Origin of the sequence: Streptomyces sp. NPDC014734 (assembly GCF_043083325.1) — a bacterium.
In the GTDB taxonomy this organism is placed as follows: Bacteria; Actinomycetota; Actinomycetes; order Streptomycetales; family Streptomycetaceae; genus Streptomyces.
In genome coordinates this window covers 23,836-49,368 of record NZ_JBIBYN010000010.1, presented here as the reverse complement: position 1 = coordinate 49,368, position 25,533 = coordinate 23,836, and the positions used below count along the sequence as shown (strand labels likewise).

The 25,533-nt window shown below is 71.3% G+C and carries 20 protein-coding genes and 1 riboswitch; of the genes, 9 read left to right on the top strand and 11 right to left on the bottom strand.

Going from position 1 to position 25,533, the window contains the following annotated elements:
- Positions 1 to 2 precede the first annotated feature (2 nt).
- From ACF1CT_RS17845 to ACF1CT_RS17835, 3 genes are read right to left on the bottom strand one after another with little or no spacing between them, the layout of a single operon-like run.
- Positions 3 to 1,793, bottom strand: coding sequence for a glycoside hydrolase family 3 protein (locus ACF1CT_RS17845; RefSeq protein WP_391784797.1), 1,791 nt, complete (start codon positions 1,791 to 1,793; stop codon positions 3 to 5).
- 38 nt (positions 1,794 to 1,831) lie between these two features.
- Positions 1,832 to 3,166, bottom strand: a complete 1,335-nt coding sequence (locus ACF1CT_RS17840) for an MFS transporter (protein ID WP_391784796.1) — start codon at positions 3,164 to 3,166, stop codon at positions 1,832 to 1,834.
- A gap of 38 nt (positions 3,167 to 3,204) precedes the next feature.
- Positions 3,205 to 4,071, bottom strand: coding sequence for a tyrosine-protein phosphatase (locus ACF1CT_RS17835; RefSeq protein ID WP_391784795.1), 867 nt, complete (start codon positions 4,069 to 4,071; stop codon positions 3,205 to 3,207).
- A 187-nt stretch (positions 4,072 to 4,258) separates the two neighbouring features.
- Between ACF1CT_RS17835 and ACF1CT_RS17830 the strand changes: the two genes are divergently transcribed.
- Entirely contained in the window at positions 4,259 to 5,080 is an 822-nt protein-coding gene (locus ACF1CT_RS17830) for a GntR family transcriptional regulator (RefSeq protein WP_391784794.1), read from the top strand.
- Between the two features lie 87 nt (positions 5,081 to 5,167).
- Here the strand turns inward: ACF1CT_RS17830 and ACF1CT_RS17825 are convergent, their stop codons facing one another.
- The 4 genes from ACF1CT_RS17825 to ACF1CT_RS17810 all read right to left on the bottom strand — a co-directional run bounded on the left by ACF1CT_RS17825 (position 5,168) and on the right by ACF1CT_RS17810 (position 10,271).
- The gene (locus ACF1CT_RS17825; RefSeq protein WP_391784793.1) at positions 5,168 to 6,757 is read right to left on the bottom strand and encodes an ABC transporter substrate-binding protein; all 1,590 of its coding nucleotides are present in this window, start codon (positions 6,755 to 6,757) and stop codon (positions 5,168 to 5,170) included.
- Between the two features lie 585 nt (positions 6,758 to 7,342).
- Positions 7,343 to 8,113, bottom strand: coding sequence for an ABC transporter ATP-binding protein (locus ACF1CT_RS17820; protein ID WP_391784792.1), 771 nt, complete (start codon positions 8,111 to 8,113; stop codon positions 7,343 to 7,345).
- A complete protein-coding gene (locus tag ACF1CT_RS17815) occupies positions 8,110 to 9,213 on the bottom strand; it encodes a FecCD family ABC transporter permease (protein ID WP_391785000.1) in 1,104 nt (367 codons plus the stop codon). Before ACF1CT_RS17815 ends, ACF1CT_RS17820 begins: the two co-directional genes overlap by 4 nt.
- Before the next feature lie 11 nt (positions 9,214 to 9,224).
- Positions 9,225 to 10,271, bottom strand: a complete 1,047-nt coding sequence (locus ACF1CT_RS17810; RefSeq protein WP_391784791.1) for an ABC transporter substrate-binding protein — start codon at positions 10,269 to 10,271, stop codon at positions 9,225 to 9,227.
- 30 nt (positions 10,272 to 10,301) lie between these two features.
- Positions 10,302 to 10,488: riboswitch (cobalamin riboswitch) on the bottom strand.
- A 232-nt stretch (positions 10,489 to 10,720) separates the two neighbouring features.
- On the opposite strand from ACF1CT_RS17810, the gene ACF1CT_RS17805 reads away from it, so the two are divergent.
- From ACF1CT_RS17805 to ACF1CT_RS17790, 4 genes are all read left to right on the top strand, one after another.
- Positions 10,721 to 11,863, top strand: a complete 1,143-nt coding sequence (locus ACF1CT_RS17805) for an alpha/beta hydrolase (RefSeq protein WP_391784999.1) — start codon at positions 10,721 to 10,723, stop codon at positions 11,861 to 11,863.
- Positions 11,864 to 11,915: 52 nt separating this feature from the next.
- Entirely contained in the window at positions 11,916 to 13,154 is a 1,239-nt protein-coding gene (locus ACF1CT_RS17800; protein WP_391784790.1) for a sensor histidine kinase, read from the top strand.
- Entirely contained in the window at positions 13,126 to 13,821 is a 696-nt protein-coding gene (locus tag ACF1CT_RS17795) for a response regulator (protein ID WP_391784789.1), read from the top strand. The genes ACF1CT_RS17800 and ACF1CT_RS17795 overlap by 29 nt, the downstream gene beginning before the upstream one ends.
- Positions 13,822 to 14,005: 184 nt before the next feature.
- A complete protein-coding gene (locus ACF1CT_RS17790; protein WP_391784788.1) occupies positions 14,006 to 14,368 on the top strand; it encodes a hypothetical protein in 363 nt (120 codons plus the stop codon).
- 140 nt (positions 14,369 to 14,508) lie between these two features.
- On the opposite strand, the gene ACF1CT_RS17785 is transcribed toward ACF1CT_RS17790, so the two are convergent.
- Positions 14,509 to 15,057 (bottom strand): MarR family winged helix-turn-helix transcriptional regulator, encoded by a 549-nt coding sequence (locus ACF1CT_RS17785; RefSeq protein ID WP_391784787.1) that lies wholly within the window; start codon positions 15,055 to 15,057, stop codon positions 14,509 to 14,511.
- A 224-nt stretch (positions 15,058 to 15,281) separates the two neighbouring features.
- Between ACF1CT_RS17785 and ACF1CT_RS17780 the strand changes: the two genes are divergently transcribed.
- Entirely contained in the window at positions 15,282 to 17,579 is a 2,298-nt protein-coding gene (locus ACF1CT_RS17780; protein ID WP_391784786.1) for an ATP-binding cassette domain-containing protein, read from the top strand.
- Positions 17,580 to 17,680: 101 nt separating this feature from the next.
- Here ACF1CT_RS17780 and ACF1CT_RS17775 read toward each other — a convergent pair whose 3' ends face one another.
- Together ACF1CT_RS17775 and ACF1CT_RS17770 are read right to left on the bottom strand one after the other, a co-directional pair.
- A complete protein-coding gene (locus ACF1CT_RS17775; RefSeq protein ID WP_391784785.1) occupies positions 17,681 to 18,634 on the bottom strand; it encodes an aldo/keto reductase in 954 nt (317 codons plus the stop codon).
- Positions 18,631 to 20,529 (bottom strand): hypothetical protein, encoded by a 1,899-nt coding sequence (locus tag ACF1CT_RS17770; RefSeq protein WP_391784784.1) that lies wholly within the window; start codon positions 20,527 to 20,529, stop codon positions 18,631 to 18,633. Before ACF1CT_RS17770 ends, ACF1CT_RS17775 begins: the two co-directional genes overlap by 4 nt.
- Positions 20,530 to 20,682: 153 nt before the next feature.
- Here ACF1CT_RS17770 and ACF1CT_RS17765 point away from each other — a divergent pair, with 153 nt between their 5' ends.
- The 3 genes from ACF1CT_RS17765 to ACF1CT_RS17755 all read left to right on the top strand — a co-directional run bounded on the left by ACF1CT_RS17765 (position 20,683) and on the right by ACF1CT_RS17755 (position 23,434).
- Positions 20,683 to 21,510, top strand: coding sequence for an amidohydrolase family protein (locus ACF1CT_RS17765; RefSeq protein WP_391784783.1), 828 nt, complete (start codon positions 20,683 to 20,685; stop codon positions 21,508 to 21,510).
- A 97-nt stretch (positions 21,511 to 21,607) separates the two neighbouring features.
- A complete protein-coding gene (locus ACF1CT_RS17760; protein ID WP_391784782.1) occupies positions 21,608 to 22,594 on the top strand; it encodes an acetylxylan esterase in 987 nt (328 codons plus the stop codon).
- 105 nt (positions 22,595 to 22,699) lie between these two features.
- Complete coding sequence (locus ACF1CT_RS17755; protein WP_391784781.1) at positions 22,700 to 23,434, top strand: GntR family transcriptional regulator; 735 nt, start codon at positions 22,700 to 22,702, stop codon at positions 23,432 to 23,434.
- Positions 23,435 to 23,505: 71 nt separating this feature from the next.
- On the opposite strand, the gene ACF1CT_RS17750 is transcribed toward ACF1CT_RS17755, so the two are convergent.
- Positions 23,506 to 25,494, bottom strand: coding sequence for a right-handed parallel beta-helix repeat-containing protein (locus ACF1CT_RS17750; RefSeq protein WP_391784780.1), 1,989 nt, complete (start codon positions 25,492 to 25,494; stop codon positions 23,506 to 23,508).
- Between the last annotated feature and the right edge of the window lie 39 nt (positions 25,495 to 25,533).

The window sequence follows — 25,533 nt, the reverse complement described above, 5'->3', positions numbered from 1 at the left end:
CGTCAGCGGGCGGCCCCGTGCCCGCAGCGGAACAGCGGGGCGCGGGTGTCGAAGGGGACGTCCTCCCGGGATTCCTCGACGGCGCGCATCGAGGACGGCAGGTCGAAGGGGAGTGTGCCCTCGGCGGTCGAACGGCCGAGGGCCACGTCGAGCAGGAGATCGTCGTCGGCCCCGAAGCTGCCGATCAGCAGGGCCGCGCCGGTGGCGAGACCGGTGAGGACGGCGGGCCGGTCGAGGTGGACGTCGATCACCGTGGGCACTGTCGCGCACAGTGCGCGCAACCTCTCCAGCTCGGCGGGGGGAAACTCCAGGGACCCCGCGTGGAAGTGCTGTTCCAGGAACCCCTCCCGCTGCTCGTACGGGGCCCGGAGGCGGAGAACGGCGAGGTCCGCCTGTTCGGGGGCGTCGACGAGGCGGCCGTGGCGGGCGGCGACGTCGCGGGACACGTTCTCCACGTAGAGGGCGGGTTCCTCGGGGAGCGGGCGCGGTGTCTCCGGGCGGCCGGTGAGCCGGACCAGCGAGCGCAGTTGGACGCGTCGGCCCAGCGCGCGGGTCTCCGGTGCGCCGACCAGGGACCGCGCGGCCTCGGCGTCCACGTACGGGTCCTCGAACAGACCGAGGCGGAACTTGTCCCGCAGGATGCGGCGTACGGAGACATCGACGCGTTCCTCGCCCACCGCACCCGAGCGGACCGCGTCCACGATCCAGTCGGGGCGGGTCTCGCCGCCGAGCTGGTCCACACCCGCGTCGAGCTGCATGACGACCTGTTCGGCGAGGGTGAGGTGCTCGACACCCCAGTTGCGGGCCGGGAGGCGGACGACGCCCGGGATCTCCATGCCCGTGAGCGAGTTGAAGTCGGTGCACACCACGCCGTCGAAGCCGTGGCGACCGCGCAGCAGCCCGGTGATCACCTCACGATTGAAGTTGGCGGCGACCTCGGGCAGCCCGCTGCCGGAAGGGATCGAGTAGCACGGCATCACCTGGGCGGTCCCGGCGGCGAACGCCGCCTTCCAGGGCCTGAGATGGTATTCGAGGTTGTTCCCCGGGAACGCCTGGTGCCTGCCGTACGCGAAGTGCGCGTCCTCGCCCCCGGCCTGCGGGCCGTGGCCGGGGAAGTGCTTGGTCATGCAGGCCACACTGTCGGGGCCGAGGGCCTCGCCCTGCATGCCCCGGATGTACGCGCCGAGCATCCGCGCGGCGCGGTCGGCGTCCTCGCCGAAGGTGCCGCTGATACGGGCCCAGCGCGGTTCGGTGGCCAGGTCGGCCATCGGGTGGATGGCCAGCCTGATGCCGACGGCCCGCAGTTCGCGGGCGGCCGCGGCGGCGAACTCCTCGACGAGCGCGGGATCGTCGGTCGCCGCCAGACCGATCGGCTCGGGGCCGGGGCTGAAGCCGCCGTCGGTGTGGGCGGTCATCGGGTTGGCCGTGAACCCGTGACGCGGGTCGGAGGAGAGCGTGACCGGGATGCCGAGCCGGGTGGCCGCGGCGAGATCCTGGACGTGGTTGTTCCACGTCGCCATGGTGTCGGGGGAGGGCACCTGCGCCATCGCGAAGTGGGTGAGGTGGCGCTCGGCGATCAGCTCGGCACCGGAGGGCATGAAGCCGCCGTCACCGGCGACCATGCGGCCGTGGCACATCTGACCGGCCTTCTCCTCCAGGGTCATCCGGCTCAGCAGGTCCTCGACACGGTCGTCGACGGGCAGCCCCGGGTCCTCGTACGGCTCCATGGTGCCGTTGTGATTGAGGTCGCGGAACGGTGTGCCGTCGTGGTGCCGGAGCGTGCGGGTGGTCATGGGCGAACCTTTCGTGGGGCGGTGCGGGGAAGGCGCGGTCAGTCGCGTACGAGCCGGGGGTGGCGGATCAGCGGGGTGAGGGCGACGGCGAGCAGCGCGGCCAGGGCGCCGCCGAGGTAGAGCGCGAAGTAGTTCTCGCCGTCCGCGGCGGACCCGATCGGGTCCGTGCCGAGGGCGAGCAGCAGCGGGGCGACGGCCGGGGCGATGGACTGCGGCAGCGCCTTGGCGATGTTGAACACCCCGAGCCAGCGGGCCGAGTCGGCGCTGCTCGGCATCACCCGCAGGACCAGGGCCATGTCGACGGCGTAGAAGGTGCCGAGTCCGATCGCGGCGACGAACGTGGCGAGGTAGACGGGCCACACGGACGCGGACACCATCTTGATCACCATGGCGGTGGCCATGAGCACGCCGGAGGTGACGACGAAAGCACGGTAGGCGCCGGTGCGGGAGGCAAGCTTGCCGAAGACGGTCGCGGCGACCACGTTGCCGACCACGGAGAGCATGCCGGTGGTCGAGAGCAGCGCCGCGGCCTCGGCCGTCGACATGTCCAGCCGGGACATCAGGTAGTAGAGGCCGAACGTCCCGATCAGCGCGTTGGCGCCCTGCAACAGGAAGCGCTGCATCCACACCACGGTGAACGCCGGGGCGGCGCGGGGGTCGAACACCAGGCTGCCGAGAACGGAGCGCAGGCTCACCGGGCCGCGCTCGGTGGGCGGGGTCCTCGGCTCGCCGCGCAGCAGGATCCAGGAGAGCGCGGCTCCGGCGGCCCCGGCGACACCGGGGATCACCAGCAGTGCGGTGGTGCCGTTCGGTATCAGGCCGATGAGAAGGAACGCGGGGAACACGGAGGCGAACTGGGCGGCACCGAACAGGCCGGACACGGTTGCCTGTTGCGCGGCCGGAACCCGGTCGGCGATCACCGCGGCCAGCGCCGCGAGCGCGGCGTTGTAGGCGGCCTGGGCGAGTACCCAGCCGAGCATCAGCTGGACGACCGAGTCGGCGGTGGCCATCACCACGGTGGCCGGCAGACCGGTGGCGAGGCCACCGAGGATCCACGGCCTGCGCTTGCCGAAACGTCCTCGGGTACGGTCCGACAAGTGGCCGAAGACCGGGTTGAGCACGAACGAGGCGACGGCGCCGACCGCGGTGACGACGCCCAGCACGCTCTCCTTGTCGTGCGGTGCTATCTCGTTGACCTTGAGGCCGAGGGAGGCGATCAGGGGCATGGCGAAGGCGAACCCGATGAGCAGTTCGGTGAAGACCAGGCCCACCACGACTCTGCGGGGAGCGCGGGGCGGGTCGCCGGATCCCCGGGCGGCGCAGGGTTCCCGGTCGAGCGGTGGGGCCACGGGCGTGGTCGGCGCGTCGGGCATGAAGGGGGTGCTCCTGTCGTGCGGCGGGGAGTGCGGAGTCAGTGCGCGGGAGTGGTCACGGCGGTGGCGAACGCACCGTCGGCGGCCGGAACGGCGGGCGACGCCTTGGCGCGGAACGCGGCGACGGCGTCGTCCTCGACGCCGCAGCTCAGCAGGAAGCCCTCGGCACCGCCGTGGTTCGCGCGGACGGTCTCCAGGAACACCCGCATCGCCTCGGGCGGCGCCTGGAGCAGCGGCGCGGGGACGGTGCGGCCGGGCTCGCCGCGGAGCACCGGGGCGCCGTGCGGGGAGGCTGCGCGCACTGCCGTGTCCGGTGCGGCGCCGCCGTCCGCGCTCGTGGGTCCGGCGTTCAGGGCGATGCCCCGGTGCGCGGCCAGCGCCGCGAACACCTGTGGGAGCGCCTCGGCGGTACGGGCGTAGTCGGCGACGATTCCCTCGGCCGGCAGGCCGGCCAGGTCGAGCAGGAGCGCCACCAGCAGTCCGGTGCGGTCCTTGCCCGCGGCACAGTGCAGCAGAGTCGCCCCGGGGGCGGCAGCGGCGCGCACCGCGTCGGCCACCGCCCGCGGCGCCGAGCGGGCCAGCGCGACGTAGAACAGGCCCAGGTCGGCCGCGGTGCGCAGGGAGCCGATGCCGGGACCGGCGATGGCGTCGTCGTCCTCCGCGTCGAGCGGTGCCCGTACGACGCGGATCCCCGCCGCCCGGGCCGCGGCCCAGTCGTCGGCCGATCGTTCGGCGGCACCGCGCAGGTCGACGACGGTGGCCACGCCCTTCGCGCGCAGGCTCTCGACGACGCCGCCTGCGGCGGAGGGGAAGGGCTGGGCGGACCGGAAGAGGATTCCGGCGCGGATCCGGTCACCGCCGGGGTGCGCGGAGGTGGCGGGATCACGGAAGTTGAGCAGGGTCATGGAGGGCTTTCCGGGTCGGGGGATCCACCGCGACAGGTGGACATCTAGATGTCTACCTGTCCTTGGGTGTACCGGCGTCGAACCCGGTCGACGGAGATCTGAACTCCTGGTGAACGATCGCCCCGACCGATGTCCCGGGCGTGGAACCGCGTCCCCGGACGGCCGCGCGGGCTCGTAGGATCCAGGGGTGTCAAACCGTCGAAGGGCCGCACCCGTCTACCTGCAACTGGCCCGGCAGGTCCAGGAGCGGATCGACGCCGGAGAGCTTCCGGCGGGCTCCCGGCTGCCCAGCGAGGCCGAACTGTGCGCCGAGTTCGGCGTCAATCGCCTGACGATTCGTCAGGCGATGGCGGAGCTGGAGCGCGCCGCATCCATCGAGATCCGCCGGGGTGTGGGGACGTTCGTGCGTCCTCCGGTCACGCGCGTCTCGATCACCGTCAACCCGCGCAGCCAGCGGCTCGACACGGGCAGCGTGACCATGGCGCTGCCCCACACCGGCGCGACGGCCCGCGGCGGGGCCGGCCGGGGCGGGGAGCGCGTCATCGCCGTCGCGCCGGCGTCCGACTCGGCGGCCGATGCCGAGGCGGCGCGTCATCTCCACCGTCCGCTCGCCGGACTGTCGCGTGTGGAGACCGTCGTCTTCATCGGTGCGGAGCCGTGGGGCGTCAGCAGCTACTGGATGGATTCCGCGCTCGTGCCCCGGGAGCTGTCCGTACCGGGAGAGGTGGACAACGCGGTCCGGGTGCTGGCCGAGGCCACGGGCATCGTCCTGGAGTACGACTGGCGCGCCTTCAGCGCGGTCGGTGCCGATATCGGCGATGCCGACCGGCTGGGCGTGCCGACGGGAAGTCCCCTGCTCGTCCGCGAGGGGGTGAGCTGCACCCCCGACGGGGAGGCGGTGCTGTACGTGCGGCGCCGCATCAACGGGGAACGCGCCCGCTTCGTCCTGAACTTCCGGCCCGGCGAAGGACGTTCGGACGAGGAGGCGTTCGCCGCCGGAGGCTGCTGACCCGGTGGGACGCACGCGCCGCCCCGCGGTGGCGCGTGCGCCCCGCACTCGACGGGGCTCCGCGCACCGCCGCGGGGCGGGGGCCGGTCACGACGCGATGCCGAGTTCCCAGAACCGGAAGACCGTCGACGTGTCAAGGCAGTTCTGCAGGCCCCGCACCTTCTCGTGGGCGACCGCGTACTGCTTGCCCTGCCAGAGCGGCAGGAGCGGCAACTGCCGCGCCACGATGTCCTGCAGCGCGATGAAGTCCTGTCGGGTGTTCGCGCGATCGGCCATCGCGGCCGTCCGCGGGATGATCCGGTCGCTTATCTCACTGTTCTCGTAATTGTTCGACAGGACGTTGTTCTCGCCGAAGAACGGCTGGGTGAAATTGTCGGGGTCGGGATAGTCCGGAACCCAGCCCTTGACGTAGACGCCGTACTTGCCCTCGGCGATGCCCTTTTCGTATTGGTCGAACGGGACGGACTTCATCTGCGCGTCGAAGAGCCCGCTTCGGTTCAGTTGATCCGCGATGGTCCGCAATTCGTCGTCGGTGGCCGGACCGTATCGGCTCGGGGTGGACCAGAGAGTGAGCTTCACCTTTTCGGTGATACCGGCGTCCCGCAGCTCGGCCTTCGCCTGTTTCGGCTGGGGGGCATCGCCGTACACGTCGAAGAAGGAGGTGCCGTGTCCGGTGATGCCGACCGGGACGATCGAGTAGAGCGGAGTCGCCGTGGACTGGTAGACCTCGCTGACCAGCGCGTAGCGGTCGACGAGATGGGCGATGGCCTTGCGCACGGCGATCTCGCCGATCACGGGGTCGTGCACGTTGAAGACCATGTGCTGGACTTCCGCGCTGTTGCCCTGGACCACTTCCAGGCCGTCCTTCTTCGTGGCGGACGAGGTGTCGAGGGCCGCTATCGCCTTGGCGGTGAGGCCGCGGTAGGCGATGTCGACGTCGCCCTTCTCCAGGGCCGACTGGAGTTCCTGCTGGTCGCCGCGGAAGAGTTGCAGCGTCACTCCGGAGTTCTGTACCTCGGCGGTTCCGTGGTAGTCGGAGTAGACCGAGAAGACCGCCTTCGACTTGTCGATGGAGTCCAGCTTGTAGGGGCCGGAGCCGACCGTCCTGCCGTCCTCCAGCAGGGCGTTCTTCGGGTAGACCCGACGGTCCACGATGGAACCGGCACCCGATGCGATCTTGCTGGGGAAGGTCGCGTCCGGCACCTTGAGGTGGAAGACGACGGTCTTGTCGTCCGGTGTGTCGATCGACTTCAGGGTGGAGAGCATCGGCGCCGGACCCGCGGGGTCGTCGATCTCGATCGTCCGGTCGAAGGAGTACTTGACGTCGGCAGACGTGAGGGAGTTGCCGTTGCTGAACTTCAGCCCGTCACGCAGCGTGCAGGTGTACGTCCTGCTGCCGTTCGAGAAGTTGCACTCCTCGGCGGCTTCCGGCACGGGTGTGGAGGAACCGGGCGGGAAGCTCAGCAGGGACTGGAAGACGTTGTTGAACAGCAGCCAGGACCCCGGGTCGTAGCCGGATGCCGGATCGGTCGCGACGATGCCGTCGGACATCCCGACGACCACTCTCGCCTTCGACTCGGACGGCCAGATCTGATCCTGGGAGCCGCAACCGGCCAGCAGCACCGCCGCCATTCCCCCGGCCACCAGGGTGCTCGACCGCCTCGTACGAACCTTCACGGAATGTGCCCCATACTCTCGGCCGGCCGCGGGGTGTCCCCGGACAACCGGAACAGGTCAGGAAATACTGCGAACGCATCGGCCATGCAGCCTTTTTGGACCCGGCCGGGCGTAAGGGGACGGACCGACAAACTTCCCGGGTTCGGCGTTCACGAGGAATCCTATGCATGATGACAGACGGTCAAATTCCGATCGGTGAACGGCAGAAGACAGGTCGTGGTTGATCCGATGGTGATGTTGGACATCCCAGTTGTACACCGCGAAGAGCCGTAGCACACCGTGCGGCGGGGAATCCCCTGAACAGTCGGTGCCGTTGGCCTGGAATGCCTGAAATCGGATCGTGATGGTTACCCGGGCCGACTCGCGGTGAATCCCCACGGCCTCTCTTCCCCGTGTGAGATGTTCGGCATTCGGGACAGCCCTTGAGGGCCGTCCCGAAATCCCCGGCGCGCGCACGACGACCGCTGCGGCGCCCCACCGCGTCGTCGGAACGTCCGCATACACCCAGTATGCGGACGCTCCTCCTCGTGCGAGGCACCACATCTGACGCCGCGCGCCGGTCCACCACGGAGTACGGGACGGCCCTCAGGGGAGAAAGGTCACATGAGGGGCCCCGGTACGGGGATGAATGACGACTTCCCCGGTCACTCCGTACACCTCCTGGAGCAACTGCGCGGTGAGCACTTCGGCGGGCGGTCCCGACGCGGTGACCTCGCCGTCGCGCAGGACGTAGAGGCGATCGCAGTAGTACGCGGCCAGATTCAGGTCGTGGAGCGCGACCAGGACGGTGGCGGGGAGCTCGCGCAGGACGCCGAGGACGTCGAGCTGATGACGTATGTCCAGGTGGTTGGTCGGTTCGTCGAGAACGAGCAGGGCGGGCTGCTGTGCGAGGGCGCGGGCGATGAGCACACGCTGGCGCTCGCCGCCGGAGAGCCGGTCGAAGGGGCGGTCGGCCAGCGCCGTCGCGTCCACGGCTGCCAGCGCCGATTCGATCAGACGGGCGTCCTCGGCCGTGTCACCGGTGAACAGGCTCTTGTGCGGGGTGCGTCCCATGGCCACGACCTCCCGTACGGAGAGGTCGAAACCGGCGGCCGACTCCTGCACCACCGCGGCGAGCGTCCGCGCCAGTGTGCGCACGGGCAGCGACCAGGCGTCCGCGCCGTCGACCCGCACCTGGCCGGTGTCGGGCCGCAGGACGCGGTAGACGGCCCGCAGGAGGCTGGACTTGCCGCTGCCGTTGGGGCCGACCAGTCCGATCACCTCGCCGGGCCCTGCGTGCAGCGAGACATCGCGGACGAGGCGGTGCGCGCCCGCGGTCAGCGTGACGCCGTCGACGGCGAGTTCGGTTGCGTTCATGCCACTGCTCCATCGGCGTGTCGTCGGGCGTCACGGCGCATGAGCCAGAGGAAGAAGGGCCCGCCGCACAGCGCCGTCAGCACTCCGACCGGGATCTCCATCGGCGCGGCGACTGTGCGGGCGGCGATGTCGGCCCAGATCAGGAAGACGGCTCCGGCCAGTGCGGCCGTGGGCAGCACACGACGGTGATCGCCGCCGACGAAGAGACGCACGATGTGCGGCAGCATCAGCCCGACGAAACCGATCGGCCCGGCCGCCGCGACCAGGATTCCCGTGACGAGGGACAGCAGGATGAACATGCGGGCCCGGAAACGGGCCACGTCGAGCCCCATCGTCGTGGCGGCCTCCTCGCCCGCCAGCAGCAGGTTCAGGTTCCGCGACTGCACCAGGAGGACGGCGATGCCGACCAGCAGGGCCGCGCTGGGCAACCACAGCGTGCCCCAGTCCACGCCGCCGAGGCCGCCGAGCGTCCAGGCGAGGACGGCACGCGCCTCGTGGCCCCGGCCGGCGGTCAGCAACAGCAGATCCGTCACCGCGGTGAGCATCGCGGCGATCGCCACACCGGACAGCACGAGCCGTACCGAGGTGATCCGTCCACCGGTGCGGGCGGTCGCGTAGACCACCAGCAGCGAGCCCAGCGCGCCGACGAACGCGGCGGCCGACAGCGATGCCGGCCCCGCCGCACCCACCCCGAGGACGATCACCGAGACCGCGCCGAGGGACGCGCCGGAGGACACCCCCAGCAGGTACGGCTCGGCGAGCGGGTTACGGATCAGGGCCTGCATGGCGGTACCCACCACGGCCAGCCCGGCCCCGGTCACGGCGCCGAGCAGCACCCGCGGCGCCCGCACGGTCAGGACGATCGTCTCCCGGGCGCGCGACCAGGTCGGCTCCGAGCGGTCGACGCCCAGCGCGTGCGTGATGATGCCCCACACGTCACCGGGCGGCACGTGCACCGAGCCGATGGCCAGCCCGGCCGTGACGGAGAGCAGCAGGAGCACCGCGAGGACGGACAGCGTGACGGCGAGGGCGGCCCGACCCGACCGGGTTCCGCGACGCGTGCGCGATTCGGCCGCGGCCGCGGCCGGGCCGTCCTCCACGGATGTCCGCGTCACCGGAAACGCTCGGGGTGCAGCCCGCGGGCCAGGCCGTCGACCGCGTAGGCCGACCGGATGCCGACCAGCGTGTCGGTCAGCGGCAGCACCACGAACCGTTCGTTCCTCACGGCCGGGACGTCGGCGAGCGCCGGCTGCGAGAGGAGGAACTTCTTCTTCTGCTCGACGGTGCCGGATCCCGCGTAGTCGTAGATGGCGATGACCTCGGGCTTGCGGGCCACCACCTGCTCCCAGGAGACGTCCCCGAAGACGTCGTCCAGGTCCCCGAAGACGTTCCTGCCGCCGGCCAGGCGGATCAGCTCGCTGCCCAGGCCCTTGCCGCCCGCGGTGAACGCCGTCTTGTCGCCGCTGTCGTACACGAAGACGGGCACCGCGGGGGCGTTCTTGACGGCGGTGGCGGCCTTGTCGACGCGTCCGCGGAGTTCGGTCACCAGCTTGTCGGCGCGGTCCGGTATGCCGAAGACGCTGCCGACGGTACGGATCTCCTCGTAGGTGTCCCGCATCGTCACGGGCTTGTTCTTGGCGCAGTACTCGCGGTTGAGGTAGGTGTCGATGCCCGCGTCGGCGAACGCCTTGCGGGAACGGCCCTCGTTCTCGGCGAACGCGCTGCCGTAGCCGCCGTAGACGAAGTCCGGCTCCGCGTCCAGGATCGACTCGAACGACGGCTCCTTGCGTGCCAGCTCGGGGATCGCCTCGAAGTCCTTCCTCAGCTCGGGCAGGACGGCGGAGTCGGGGAACGCGGTGCCGACCATGCGGTCCTTGAGCCCCAGGGCGAGCATCAGCTCCGCCGGGTGCTGGTGGATGGTGACGACGCGTGCGGGCGGCTTGTCGTACGTCGTCTTCACACCGCAGTTGTCGACGGTGACCGGGAAACCCCGGGCCGTCGCCCGCGCGGCGGCCTTCCGGTCCTCGGGGGAGTCCTCGCCCGCCCCGCAGCCCGCGGCGAGCAGGACGGTGGACAGGGCGGCAGCCGCGGCGGCGGCGCGCAGCGCACGACGGCGGGCGGGCGGGCAGACGGGGCGGCGGGGAATGCCGAAATACACGTAGAGCCTCCTGGGGAGTCCGCGCTCCCTCACAACGGGCCCGCGACAGGGCAGTGTCCTGACTCCCGGATCGACGTTCCTCCCGCCCTCCCGCGCCGCGCGCGGTGGCATGCCGAAGGGGTGCACTCCCCGGTCACAGTGGCGGGACCGTGCCGGATTTGCACCGGCTTCCTGTGGTCCGTCGCGGCGATGACCTGCCGATATTACGTTTCCTTGAGGTTGCGGCACAAAGGCGGCCGGTGTGAGTGATCGCACCCCGGCGGCCGGATCCGTCTCCGCGCCCTTCGCGGTGCGAGCCGGCGCACCGGATCGCACCGCCGGTGAGACGGCGAACGGGCATCCGGACGGCCCCGGCGTCAACACGGGGTTCCCGGCTGTCTCACATCCGACGTAAAGAGGCGGAAAAGCGGGTAAACCTTTGCGGCGTGTGCGGCATCCTCCCTGGCGTGATGAGCCTGACGGGGACACCCTTCTTCCTGGCCACGGTCGCCCTGGCCCTGGTCACCGTGCTGCTTCCGCTGTTGCTCTGGGGCCGGGTGGGCGGACCCGCCGTCGTGCGCGGTGCGGCGCGCCTGGTGATGGTCGTCCTCGCGCAGGCGGCGGCCGTGCTGAGCGTCTTCGTGATGGTCAACAACGCCAACGGCCTCTACGACAGCTGGGCCGACCTGCTCGGCACCGGACACCACGTCGTCGCCGCCCCGGACCTGGGGAGCGACGGACTCGGCACCGACAAGCGGCTGGCGGACCAGCCGAGGACCGTCCAGCACTTCGGCCCGACGCACGACGCCCGGATGGGCCGGGGCGTCCGCGTGACCCAGTTGCGCGGCCCGGTGTCGGGCGTGCGCGGCGAGGTGTACGTATGGCTCCCGCCGCAGTACGACCGGCCGTCCTTCCGGCACCGGAAGTTCCCCGTGGTCGAGCTCCTCGGCGGTTTTCCCGGATCGGCGAAGGCGTGGTTCGTCAGCCTGCGGGTGCAGTCGCAGCTGGAGGCCGGAATGCGGAGCGGGAGGATCGCCCCGTTCATCCTCGTGGAGCCGCGGACCAACCTGCTGGCGGGCAAGGACACCGGGTGCGCCAACGTGCCGGGCGTCGTCGACGCCGAGTCCTGGCTCAGCGTGGACGTCCGGCAGATGGTGACCGACACCTTCCGCGCGCAGAGCCGCGCGAGCGGCTGGGCGGTGGCGGGGTACTCGGCGGGCGCGCACTGCGCCGTGAAGATGGCACTCGCCCACCCGGACCGGTACCGGGCCGCGGTCGGCCTCTCCGGCTACAACGACCCGGCCGCCGAACGGGCCTCCCTCACGGCCCGGACCCCGCATCTGCGGAGGGTCAACAACCCGCTGTGGATCCTGCGCCACGCCACCACCCCGCCACGCGTCTCGCTCTACCTCTCGGGCTCCCGCGACGACGGCTACCGCGACGGCCTCGCGCTCCGGCGCGCGGCGGTGCTCCCGACACACGTGGTGGTGGCCGGAGTGAGCGGGCCGCACACCACGGGACTCTGGGAGCGTCAGGTGCCGCAGGTCTTCCGCTGGCTCACGGCCGAACTCTCCCCCCACAGGGGCCGGGTCCCTCCCGCCAAGGGCGTCTGACCGCGGGACGCCACACGATGCCCGGCGCGGCCGTCCACCCTACGGTGGTGGCATGGCGGTGATCAGCGGATGGAGGCGGCGGGACCGGGGCCGCAACGGCGTGCTGGACGCGCTGGGCGTGGTGGCACTGTTCGTGCTGTCCATCGTTGCCGCCTCGGTCGTGCCGCACGAGCACTACTTCTCCCTGCGCTGGTCCGCAGTGGTACTGGCGGCAGTGGGCTGTGCCGCGCTGCTGTGGCGTCGCCGTCACCCGATCGGCGTACTGGTCGTCGCGGTCGGCTGCGGAGTGGTGTTCCAGGTGTTCGGGTTCCGCGAGAGTCCGCTGGTGATCAGCCCGGTCCTGGTGTCGGTCTACACCGTCGCCGTGCTCACCGACCGGCGTGCCACCTGGACCGCGGCTTCGCTTTCGGCCGCCGTTCTGGTGGGAGCGGCGGTGATCTGCGATCCCCGCTCCTGGCTGGCTCCCGACAACGCGGCGATGCTGGCGTGGACCGCCCTGCCGGCGGCCGTGGGGGACGGGGTGCGCTCGCGCCGCGCCTACGTCGCCGCCGTGGAGGAACGGGCGGAGCACGCGGAGCGGACGCGCGAGCAGGAGGCGCAACAGCGGGTGGCGGCCGAGCGGGTGCGGATCGCACGCGAGCTGCACGACATCGTCGCGCACCACATCGCCCTGATCAACGCTCAGGCCGGGGTGGCCGTCCACCTGGTGGAACGGCGGCCGGAGCGGATCCTCGCCGCACTGGAGGACATCCGGGACACCAGCCGGTCGGCGCTCGACGAACTACGGGTGACCGTGGGCCTGCTGCGACAGTCCGGCGACCCGGTGGCGCCACGCGATCCCATGCCGGGCCTCGCGCGCGTACCGGCGCTCCTGGCGTCGTTCGAACGCGCCGGTCTGACCGTGAGCCATACCCGGCGGGGCACCGCGGAACCGCTGGCCCCGGCGGTCGATCTGGCCGCGTACCGCATCGTGCAGGAGGCCCTGACCAACGTGCACAAGCACGCCGGGGCCGACCACGCCCGGCTGTTCCTGCACTACCGCCCCGAGCGGCTGACGATCACCGTCGAGGACGACGGACGCACCGGCGGGAACCACACCCGTCCGGGGACCGGGCACGGGCTGATCGGGATGCGCGAGAGGGCCTCCACGGTCGGCGGCCGGCTGTACGCGGGAGCGCGCCCGGAGGGCGGCTTCACCGTGACGGCCCACCTGCCCCTGCGTCCCGGTCAGGCCATGGGCGAACCACCGAGGAGAGACGGGCATGACGATTCGCGTACTGCTTGCCGATGACCAGGCCCTGCTGCGGGGCACCTTCAGGATGCTGTTCGACTCCACGGACGACATGGAGACGGTGGGGGAGGCCTCCAACGGGCAGGAGGCGCTGGAGCTGGCGCGCGCGGAGCGCCCCGACGTGGTCCTGATGGACATCCGCATGCCGGAGATGGACGGCCTCGACGCCACGCGGCACATCAGCGAGTCCGCGGACCTCGCCGGGGTGAAGGTGCTCGTCCTGACGACCTTCGAGGACGACGAGCACGTCGCCGAGGCCCTGCGTGCCGGTGCGAGCGGCTTCCTCGGAAAGGGGGCCCGGCCCGAGGAACTCCTCGACGCCGTACGCACCGTCGCGTCCGGGGAGGCCCTGCTGTCGCCCTCGGCGACGCGGTCGCTGATCGGGCGTTTCCTCGCACAGCCGGACCCCTGCCCGGCGGGCGTGCACGAGCGGCTGGGGTGCCTGACGCCGCGCGAGCGCGACGTGGTCGGGCTGGCGGCACTCGGGCTGTCGAACGAGGAGATCGCGGAACGGCTGTTCGTCAGTCCGCTGACCGCCAAGACCCACGTCAACCGCGCCATGACGAAGCTGGCGGCCCGCGACCGGGCCCAGCTCGTCGTCATCGCCTACCAGTGCGGACTGGTCAGCCCGGCGGCGGAGTCGGGCTCGTCGCAGGCGCCCCTGTAGGTGCCGACGCGGTACGGACGTGCCGGCGCGGTCGTAGGCGGCGGGAACGGATACCGCGGTCGTGGTAGCCGGGAATCGCTGCGGGGGGACGACGCGCCGGGGGCCGTGCCGGGGCGAAGGTGGGAGGGCGAACGGAGGTTTCGCCATGAACGAGTCCCGCCGCCTCACCCGAAGGGCGTGTCCCATGTTCACTGCGACCGAGAACCACAGCACGATCGGTGAACGACCGGCCGACGCGCGCCCCCGCACGTCCCCCGCAGCCGAGGAGACGGTCACGAGGGGAACCCACCCGGCCACGCGTTCCACCCACCGGGCCGCCGACGACTGCCGTACGGTCCTGCCCGCGCACCTGTCCCTGCTGCGCCGAGCGCTTGCCGAGAGCACCGGCCGGAACCGGGGGGCGGACCAGGACACGGGCGACCGCGCGGCGGCCTGCCGCCAGCGTCCCGCCCGCACGGCCGGGACCGCACAGCTCACGCTGGCCCAGTGGGTCAGCCGGACCGCGAGGATAGGGGACGGGGGCGACGCGCGGGTGACGGCGGGATGAGGCCGGGCGGAGCGGCGACCGGCCCCGCTCCCGGGCCGGTCGCGCCCACCACGGCCGCCGTCGCGCCGAGCCCCTCCGGGACGCCGGGCGCGGCGACCGCGGCCACCGGTGCGACCACCGGGCGCGATGGGCGGCCCCGCTCACACGGCGCCCGGTTCCGGCCCCTCGTCCGCCACGTCGCCGCGACGTGGACCGGGACCGGCGGGCGTGCCGCCCTCCGCGGGCGCCCCGTGCCGCAGGGCGGCGACCGAGTCGGCGACCTTCTGGCACATCTCCGCGAACAGGGCCCGCTCGCCGGGCGAGAGCGCCCCCGCGGCGGCGTCGGCGTTCTCCCGGCGGCCCCACGCGGCCTGGGTCAGGAAGGTATGTCCCTTCGGCGTCAGTGAGGTCGTCTGCTCCCTCCGGTCCTCGCCGTGGGCCGTCTGGCGGACCAGTTCGAGGTCCTTCAGGACACGCAACGCCTTCGACGCGGTCTGCCGCGACACGCCCAGGGCGTCGCTGAGCCGTGAGGGGCTCATGGCGCCACGGATGCGCAGCGTCTCCAGGACGTCGTACTGCTGCCAGTTGATGTGCTCGGGGTTGGTCGCGGTGCGGCGGGCGACCAGCACGCACTGCAGATGCGACAGCGCGTCCTCCAGCGCGGACGGCGGGTCGGGGCGCTGGGGGCGGGCGGTGCGCGCGTCCGTCATCGGTGACCCTTCTCCGGGCCGATGGCGGCGGACGGAACGGTTCCTGCTCCCGCGACTCCGTACCCCGCACCACCGGCATGGTTTCTTTGCGGAAATAATACACCTCGAACCATGCGGGGTGCGTGGCGCATGGGAAGGCGGCGAGGGGAATTGGTTTCCGTATGGAAATAAAATGCCGTAAGGTGGCGACGGCAAGGTACGGGTGACGGGAGAAGGGGCCCAGTGTGCCGGGTCGGGAGAACACGCGTTTCGGCGGCGACATCGTGCTCGGTGGCGTCCGCGAGAACAACCTCAAGAACATCTCGCTCACCATCCCCAAGGGGAAGCTCACCGTCTTCACCGGCGTATCGGGCTCGGGGAAGTCCTCGGTCGTCTTCTCCACGCTCGCGGTGGAGTCCCGGCGCCAGTTGAACGAGACGTTCCCCTCGTACGTACGCAACCGGCTCGCCCGGTACGAGCGGCCGCGCGCCGAGGTGATGGAGAACCTGTCGACCGCGATCGTGGTCGACCAGAAGCCGGTCGGGGGCAACTCGCGGTCGACCGTCGGCACCATGACCGAGGTCCACCCCGTTCTGCGGGTGCTGTTCTCACGGCACGGAACACCGAGCGCCGGACCGTCGAACCGGTACTCCTTCAACGATCCGCACGGCATGTGCCGGACCTGCGAAGGGCTGGGCCGCACCACCACCGTGGACCTGGAACGGCTGCTCGACGAGAACAGGACGCTGAACGAGGGCGCCATCGCCTTCCCCTCGTTCGCGGTCGGCACCGCCACGTGGCAGCTGTACGCGGAATCGGGTCTCTTCGACCCCGACACGCCGTTGGCCCGCTTCACCGACGAGCAGCGCGAACTCTTCCTGTACGGCGGCGGATTCCGGGTCGACCGCCGCAGTCGGCACAGCGTCTACAAGAACGAGTACGAGGGGGTCGTCACCCGCTTCACCCGCCGCTACCTCAAGCGCGACGCGCAGACCCTGAGCGAACGGGACCGGGAGGCCGTGGCCCGGGTCGTCACCGAGGGACCCTGCCCGGGCTGCGGAGGCGCCCGGCTCAACGAGGCGGCCCGGCGCTCCAGGATCGGGGCGCACACCATCGCCGACTGCGCGGCCATGGAGATCGGCGAACTCGTCGAGGTGCTCGCCGCCGTCGACGACCCCGTCGCCGAGCCGGTGGCAGCGGCGGCCCTCGCGGTACTGCGCCGCATCGAGGCAGTGGGCCTGGGCTACCTCAGCCTGGACCGTGAGACCTCCACCCTGTCGGGCGGCGAGGGCCAGCGACTGAAGATCGTGCGCCATCTCGGCAGCAGCCTCACCGACGTGACGTACATCTTCGACGAGCCCAGCGTCGGGCTGCACCCCCGCGACGTGCGCCGACTCAACGAACTGCTCCTGGCGCTGCGCGACAAGGGCAACACGGTCCTCGTCGTCGAGCACGACCGGGACGTCATCGGCATCGCCGACCACGTCGTGGACATGGGACCGGGAGCCGGCACCCACGGGGGCGAAGTCGTCTTCGAAGGAACCGTCGACGCACTGCGCGCCTCCGGAACCCGTACGGGCCGGTGCCTGAGCGCCGTGCCCGGTGCCGAACGGGAGCGGCGCACCCCCACCGGCGCGTTCACCGTCACCGGGGCGGACCTGCACAACCTCAGGAACGTCACCGTCGACATCCCCACCGGTGTGCTCACCGCCGTCACCGGCGTCGCCGGATCGGGCAAGACCACTCTGGTCTCCGGAGTCCTCGCCGCCCGACGGCCCGAGGCGATCGTCGTCGACCAGTCGGCGATCGGCATCTCGTCGCGTTCCACACCGGCCACGCACATGGGCATCATGGACACCGTCCGCAGGCTGTTCGCCCGGGCCAACGAGGTCGACGCGGGCATGTTCAGCTTCAACTCCACCGGCGGCTGCCCCGCGTGCAAGGGGCGGGGTCTGATCGAGAACGATCTCGCGTTCCTGGACCCGGTCACCACGGTCTGCGAAGTCTGCGAGGGCCTCCGCTACCGGCACGAGGTCCTCGCCCACCGCCTCGACGGTCTCGACATCGTGCAGACGCTGCGCCTCACCGTCGAGGAGGCGCTCGGCCGCTTCAGCGACCGGAAGGTGCTGCGCAAACTGGGCATGCTCCGCGAAGTCGGCCTGTCCTACCTCACCCTCGGACAGCCCCTGTCCACGCTCTCCGGCGGTGAACGGCAACGGCTCAAACTCGCCGGACGACTGAACGAATCGGGCAGCCTCTATCTCTTCGACGAGCCGACCACCGGACTGCACATGGCGGACGTCGAGGAACTGCTCGCCCTCCTCGACCGGCTGACGGACGGCGGCAACACCGTGGTGGTCGTCGAACACGACCTGGACGTGATCAGGCATGCCGACTGGGTCATCGACATCGGACCGGGGGCGGGCCGGCAGGGCGGTCGGATCGTCTTCGAAGGGACTCCGGAACAACTGAGCTCGTTCCAGGGCTCGTTCACCGCCGAATACCTCAGACGGGACCTGGCGCGGACCGCGGTGGAGCACTGACCCGCCGGGGCCCGCCGCCCGCGGGTGCCGGACGGCCCCGCGTCCGCTCCCGCGGTGTCCCGCCCCGCCCGGCCCCGACGGGGGCGGGGACACCGCCCGCGTCACCCCACCAGGCGCGGAGGCACGAAGCCCGCCTCGGCGAGTCGTTGCCACAACAGATCCGGGACCGGGAACCCGGACGCGGCCGCGTTCGCCGTCACCTCGGCCGCGGACCGGCAGCCGACGACGACCGAGGCGACCGCCGGATGCAGGAACGGGAACTGGACGGCGGCGGCGGCGACCGGAACCCCGAACCCGGCGCAGATCTCGCCGCACCGCCGCGCACGGGCCACCATCTCCGGCGGGGCCGGGCGGTAGTTGAACATGGCCCCGGGGGAGGGATCGGCGAGCAGACCGGTGTTGAAGACCCCGCCCACGACCACCGCGGTGCCGGTTCTCGCGCAGAGCGGCAGCAAGGTCTCCAGCGCGTCGTGGTCGAGCAGGGAGAACCGGCCCGCGATCAGGACCACGTCCACCTCGAACTCGGCCACGTACGCGGCGAGCGGACCACTGTGGTTCATGCCGAACCCGATCGCCCGGACCAGCCCCTCGTCCCGCAGCCGCCGCACCGCCGGATACGCCGTGCGCCGGACCTCCTCCGGGTACTCGTCCGCGTCGTGCAGGTACAGGATGTCGACCGACGAGCGACCCAGACGCGTCAGACTCGACTCCAGTGACGCGCGGATACCGCGCTCCGTCCAGTCGGTCACCACGGTTCCCGGGGAGCCGTCAGGCTCGGGCCGCAGCAGCCACCCGGTCTTCGTGGAGATCACCGGCTCGGTGATCCCGGCAGGGCCGAGCAGACGGCCCAGCCGCTCCTCGGCCTGACCGTGGCCGTAGCGCGGCGCCGTGTCGAAGTACGTGATGCCGGCGCGGGCGGCGGCCTCCAGCGTCGCGACGGCCTCCTGCTCGGGCACCTCCTGGAACAGCCCGCCCAGCGGGGCGGTGCCGATCCCGAGCCGGGGCAGGGCGAAGGGCAGCCGGGACGGGACGCCGGACGCCGGCGAAGGGGTCATCGGGCCACCTCCCAGGGGGACCGGCAGCTCGGCGGGGCCGCGCGCAGGGTCATCGTCAGCGTGAGCCGTGCCCGGGTGTTCCCGGGCAGTTCGACGGTGCACCCGGGCCCCTCGACCTCGTGCACGGGGCCGTCGTCGAGGCGGACGGTGTGCACGAGATGCTCGTCGAACGAACCTGCCCGCACCATCACCGAACGCGGGGCGCCGCCGAGATTCACGAACTCCACCACGGTGTGGTCGGGCCGGATGTCCGACACGAGCGCCGCGACGTCCGGGGGCAGCCCCGGTCGCCGCTCGGCGACGTCGTGGTAGCGCAGGTGCAACTGTGCGAGGCCGCCGTTGTAGAGGACCTGCGGGGACCCGGTGGTCAGCTGCAACAACGCCTCGGTGACCACCGGATTGCGCTGCTGCCAGTGATGGATGCCCAGGGTGTCCGGTCCGACGGCCGGATCCACCGTGTCGTCCTCGATCGAGGCGACCCGCTCGGCGCAGACGTCGAGGGCGCTGCGCAGCATCCGCTCGGGGAAGTCGGGGTTGCGGCCCGCCAGGTACTCGTACCACGGCTCCTCGTGGCCGGCCTCGTCCTTGATGCGTTGGGTGTGCACCGCCGTCCAGTCCCAGTCCGACGCGGACCGGAGGTGCTCGATGCGCTCCCGGTCCACCGCCTCGCGCCCGAAGTGCCAGAGAGCCATGGGGAGTTGGGTCGGCATGATGGTGTAGTCGAACCAGCCGGAGTCGCCATACCGCTGAGGCACCATCAGCGTGCGCCCGCCGGGGGTCGCGCGCAGATGGGGCTGCCAGCGCTCGCCGAGCGTGCCCATGCCGTCGGCGCCGCGCCGCTCGGCGTGCCGAAGCACCGCGTCGAGCGGGTTGCGGGCCAGGTCCAGGAAGCTCCGGTCGCCCGTGAGCAGTGTCGCGTTGGACGCCCCGATGACGGTGGCCGACCCGACGGGGGAGAGCCCGTGCGGCCACGTCCACCCGTAGTGCCCGCCGTACCAGCGGCCGTCGAGGTACTCGCCGACCACTCCGTTCAGGCCGGCGTTGTCGGGCACGACGTCGTGGTCGGCGAGTCGTTCGTGCCACGCGCCGACGTACTCGGTCACCCAGTCCGCGTACCGCTGCTCACCGGTGAGCAGATGGGCGTTGACGGCGAGACCGGTCGCGGCGAGGTTGACGATCGTGTCGCCGCGGCCCATGCGGTCCCACATCTCCCGGCCGTAGGCACGGGCCCGCTCCGGGGACGCGGCGAGCTCGTCGAAGGGGGCGGCGTCGGCGATCCAGTCGAGCGGCAGGCCGTAGGGGCGCAGGGCGTCACTCCACGGGAAGTACGTGTCGTGGTCGCTGAATCCCGGACGCGGGCCCGCGGAGCCGTTGTGCGGTGCGCGGATCACCCGGTGCGCGGGATCGTAGTTCGGTCCGCCCGGGAGATAGAAGTCGGCGAAACGGCGGGCCAGTTCCCGCAGTTCGGGATCGCCCGGATCGGCGAGGCAGAGCCCGTAGAACAGCAGCATGCCCTCGCCCTGGTGGAACCAGTCGTAGCCGCGTTCCAGGCCGGCCTCCAGCATGCCCATCTCCGTGAGCTGGGCGGTGACGCCCCGCCAGTGCCGTCGGGACGCGGTAAGCAGTTCCGCGCTGCCGCCCAGCAGGTACAACGTCGGCCAGTTGAAGAACGGTTCGTAGAAGTCGTCCACACCGTCACGGCCGTCCAGCCCCTGGCCGAGGGTGTCGCGGAAGACGAGACGGCCGTCGCGCTCGGTGTAGCGGTCGGAGAAGGTCCGCCACGCCTTCTCCTGGGCTGCGAACAGTTCTCGTTCGAGCACGGCCCACCGGGGCAGGTCGGCGACCCGGCGACTTGCCCTCAACTCCGGCATCCGTGCGGAGTCCGCGGTCGTCATCGGCCCGCTCCAGCCGTGGACTTGACGTCGGTTCGTCCCGTCATGAGCACCAGGAACACCAGGCCCTTCACAATCGCCCATCGATTACCGATGGCTAGACTCACCGGCACGGGTCGGCGTGTCAATACGTCGGCGACGCACTCGTGGAGGGTGATGTCCGTGATCGACTGCCATGCCCATCTGTGGAATCCGGGGGAGGGGTTCGGCTGGATCCGTCCGGGGGCCGAGCACCATCGGACGTTCTCGGTGCCCGATCTGGAGGAGTCGGGCGCCGGGTGCGAGGTGACCGGAACCGTCCTGGTCGAGGCGTCGCGCGGCGACCGCGGCGAGACCTCGGCCCTGCGGGGCCTGCGGCTGCTCCGGCCGGATCTGGTCGCCGGATACGTGGGGAACCTGCACGTCCACGGCGAGGACGGGGCGCACCGGTTCCGGGCCCTGCTCGACGCGTGGGGCGACACCCGGCCCAACGGGATGCGAGTGGGCGGTCGGACGTGGGCGGACACGCCGGAGAAGGCCCGTGGGCTCGTCCCCGTGCTCGCCGAGACGGGTGTGGTGCTGGAGCTCAACCTCGCCGACGCCGCCCTGCGGACCGCCGCCGAGGTGGCGTCCCGGCATCCCGCGCTGACGGTGGTGGTCGACCATCTCGGCAATCCGCCGAACCTGCGGACGGAACCCACCCAGTGGTACCGGGACGTGGAACACGCCGCCGCGCTGCCGAACGTGGTGGTGAAGATCTCCGGCCTGCTCACCCAGCAGCACGGTGTGCCGGGCGCCGGGATCGCCCGCCTGGTCCGGCACGTTGCCGATGCCTTCGGTCCGGCACGCTGCCTCGTCGGCTCGGACTGGCCGATCTGCCTGCCCCGCGGCTCGCGGGCCGCCTCGCTGGCGGCGGCCCGGTCGGGGATCGCCCATCTGTCCGACGGGGAGCGGCAGGAGGTCCTGCACGGGACGCCCGCGCGCGTCTACGGGCTGCGTGGTTGACAGTGCTCGGACCGCACTGTTTCGATTCGCTGATCGATAGGCGATAAGTGGTTGCCCATGCCGGCCGAGCCGGCCCCGACCTTCGCGGAGACTCCGTATGGCTTTCTTCGACCTGCCCCTGGACGAACTCGAGAAGTACCGCCCCACCACGGCCGAACCCGCCGACTTCGACGAGTTCTGGACGGACACCCTCGCCGAGCAGCGCGGCCTCGGCCCCGCCCCGACGTTCGAACCGGTGCCCAACGGACTGGCCACCGTCGACACCTTCGACGTGACCTTCGCCGGATACGGCGGGCATCCGGTCCGCGGCTGGTTGCAGCTCCCGGTGACGCGCACCGGCCCGCTGCCTGCGGTGGTGGAGTACCTGGGCTACGGCAGCGGGAGGGGCGCCCCGCACGAGAAGCGGCTGTGGGCGTGCGCGGGTTACGCGCACTTCATCATGGACACCCGCGGCCAGGGCGCGCAGACCCCCGACCCCGACCCCGCCACCGGCGACATAGCGGCGGGCGGTTTCCTCACCCGTGGTGTCCTCGATCCCTACCGCTACTACTACCGTCGCCTGTTCACCGACGCGGTGCGCGCCGTCGAGGCGGTCCGCACCCACCCGGCCGTCGACCCGCGGCGCGTCGTGGCCACCGGCACCAGCCAGGGCGGCGGGATCGCGCTAGCCGCGGCGGGTCTCGTCCCGGACCTCGTGGCCGTCATGCCCGACGTTCCGTTCCTGTGCCACTTCCCGCGCGCCACCACGGTCACCGACCACCAGCCGTACGTCGAGGTCCAGCGGTTCGTGAAACAACACCGCGAGCACGCGGACGCTGTGGCCCGCACGCTGTCGTACTTCGACGGGGTGGCGCTGGCCCGGCGGGCGAACGCCCCGACGCTGTTCTCGGTCGGCCTGATGGACCACATCTGCCCGCCCTCGACGGTGTACGCGGCGTTCAACCACTACGGTTCGGTGCACCGTGTCGCCGAGGCCGACAAACGGATCAGTGTGTACCCGTTCAACGATCACGAGGGTGGTGGTTCCGCGCACGAGGTCGTCAAGCTCCAGTGGCTGGCCGACCGGTTGAAGAACACGGAATGAGCGCCCCCACCACCGAGCCGGCCGATCCGCGGGTCCCGTCCATCGATAGACGATGACCGCGTATCATGGCACAACCGGCTCCCCACATCGCAGGATTGGGATTTCATGGCATCTAACGCGTCGGCTGGGTTCGTCTCCACGCTGGCCACCAACAAGGACCGGTTCCGCAAAACCCTGATCTCCGACCAGGTGTACGAACTGCTCCGCAAGGCCATTGTCGAGGGCGACCTCGCGCCGAACGACCGGGTGGTCGAATCGGAGATCGCCAGGCGCCTGGGGGTGAGTCAGGCCCCGGTGCGGGAGGCGGTCAAGCAACTGGCCCGGGAGGGCCTGCTCATGCATGTCCCGCGCCGCGGCCACTTCGTCGTCGAGATCTCCTCGAAGGACGCGGAGTACGCCCGCCAGGTACGGGAACCCCTGGAGCGGCTGGCCGCACAGCTCGCCACCGAGAACCTCACCGAGGAGCATCTGGGCGAACTCGACGGCCTGGTGGAGCGGATGCGCACAGCCGCGGACGCCAACGACGTCAGCAGCTTCCGCGACGCCGACATCGAGTTCCACACCACGGTCGGGCGGATCTCGGGCAACCCCTTCCTCGTCCGGATGTGGGAGGTTCTCGAACCGAGTCTGCGCGCGCTGCGCGCCATCTCCGATCCCCTTTTCGAGGGGGACCGGCAGGCCATGGCCGACGAGCACGGCCGTCTGGTGAACCTGCTGCGCGACGGCGACGCCGACCGGGCGGCGGACGCCTTCGGCGACCACGCGGCCGGTCGCGGACCGGTTCCGGACGCACGGGCGGCGAAGAAGCCGCGCGGGTCCGGCGCCTCCGCGAAGCGTTAGCGGGGCCACGGCGCGACGACAGGGGCCCGAGCCGGATCACCGGCTCGGGCCCCTGTCGTCGCGCCTCCGTTCTAACGGCGGGCGCCCGCCGTCCACTTGGGCGCTCCGTACTGGTAGGCGCCGAGACTCGGGGCCGGGTCGGTGGCCCCGTCGTTGATGCCCGGCAGCGCGATTCCCCGATTGCGCGCGGGGGACTGGTCCGACAGGCGGTAGTCGTGCTGTGCCGCGTCGACGAAGAGCGGATCGACCTCGGCGGGGAGGTTGGAGGACAGCACGAGGCCGCCGTCCGTGGCACCGTCCAGACCGCGTATGGTGCCGACGTTGTTGTAGATCTTCGTTCCGGTGGACTGCCCGGGTTCCTTGACGTAGAACAACGTCATCCCGCCCGTGTTGTTGTACACACCGTTGTCGTGCGACCCGGTGCCCAGCCCGTTGAGCATGACCGTGCCCTCACGGTTTCCCCAGCCCACGTTGTTCGCGATGACCAGATCGCTCTGGCCGTTGTCCGCGTAGATGCCGGAGATCCCGAACGTGGTGAGCGTCGTTGCGGGTTCGGGGTCGTGCAGCACGTTGTGGTCGAGGGAGGACCCCATCATCCAGGCGCTGCAGCAGGTGTAGATCGCGGCGACGTCGAGGCTCAGCCGGGCGTACCCGGAGATGTCGTTGTAGGCGATCCGGTCCGGCCCGGGGGTGAGGCCGTCGACGGTGTTCCACTGCAGGTTGATGCCGCTGCGGCCGACCCGGGAGATGGTGTTGTGGGTGACGGTCTGGCTGTTGCCCTGGACCGCGATGCCCGCCGCGTACGTGCCCATGTAGTCCACGTCGTGGATGACGTTGTCCGTCGCGGTGTTGTTCTGGCCGCGCAGGGCGATCCCGTTCCCGGCGCTGAACGACAGGTCGCTGTTGACGATCTTGTTGTGGGTGCCGTCCAGGACGATGCCGGTGTCGGCGACGCCACGGGTCACCGTGGTGCCGCAGTCCGTCGCGCCCTGCGTGATATCCGTGTAGTGCGACAGGTACTTCCCGGTGATGCCGTCCAGGGTGACGCCCGTGCTGGACGCGCCCGTCCTGATCGTCGAGGCGAACAGCCCGATCCCGGCGACCGTGGTGTGACTGGTGCCGGTCAGGTCGAAGGCGAGCGTGCGCGACTTCGCCTCGATCGTGTGCCGGCCGGGGTCGTCCTCGCTGTAGACGTACAGGCGCTTGGCGGTGGGGTCGTAGAACCACGTGCCCGGACGGGCCAGTTCACCGATCTTCCCGGACAGGGCGTAGCGGGTCTCCTCGGGAACGACCTTGTGCACGCACGGCGGCGGCACGTCCAGTGTCACCGAGCCGACGGCCGAACTCTTCACCTTCCCCGTCCCCGATATGTACCAGTAGCCGGTCAGCGCACGGGCGCCGTCCCAGTACCCGGCCGGCCGGGTCAGGCCCGCGTCGACGATCGTGGCGTCCGCGCTGCCCGCCCCGGCGTACCGGAGTGTCGGGGCGAGCAGATCGGAGCCGGGGTGGGGCCACTGGGCCTCGACGTCCATCTTCCTGTCCGTGAACACCTGCACGGTGGTCACGTCGGGGCCGAGGTCCGCTCGGGTGCTGTAGATCCGACCCGCCTTCACCGCCTCGCCGAACGGCGAGTCGGCCGCGTACGGGTCGGACCGGGCGATCCTGGTGACGTCGTTGCCGGTGACCTTCGACCAGCCCCGCAGCGGGGTGGTGCCGTTCAGCGTCACCTGCGCGCCCTCGGCTGCGCGGTAGGAGATCGGCCGTTCGGCGGTGCCGGACCGGGCCGGCACCACCGTCTCGTCGTAGGTGCCGGACGCGATCACACAGGTGTCGCCCGGGCCCATCACGTCCGCGCACCGCTGGATGTGCCGGAAGGGGGTCCGGGCGGTGCCGCCGTCCGCCGCGTCCCGGCCCGAGGGCGCGACGTAGTAGGTCCGCCCGTCCCCGGTCTGCGACGCGGCGGTGGCCGGTACGGCCGCCGCCACCACGGACAGGGAAGCGAGCACGGCGCCCACCGACCAGGGGCCCCGACGGGACCGCGACCACCATTTTGTCAGCACTTCATGTCCTTTCTCCTTCGACGGACGGCTCAAGGACGG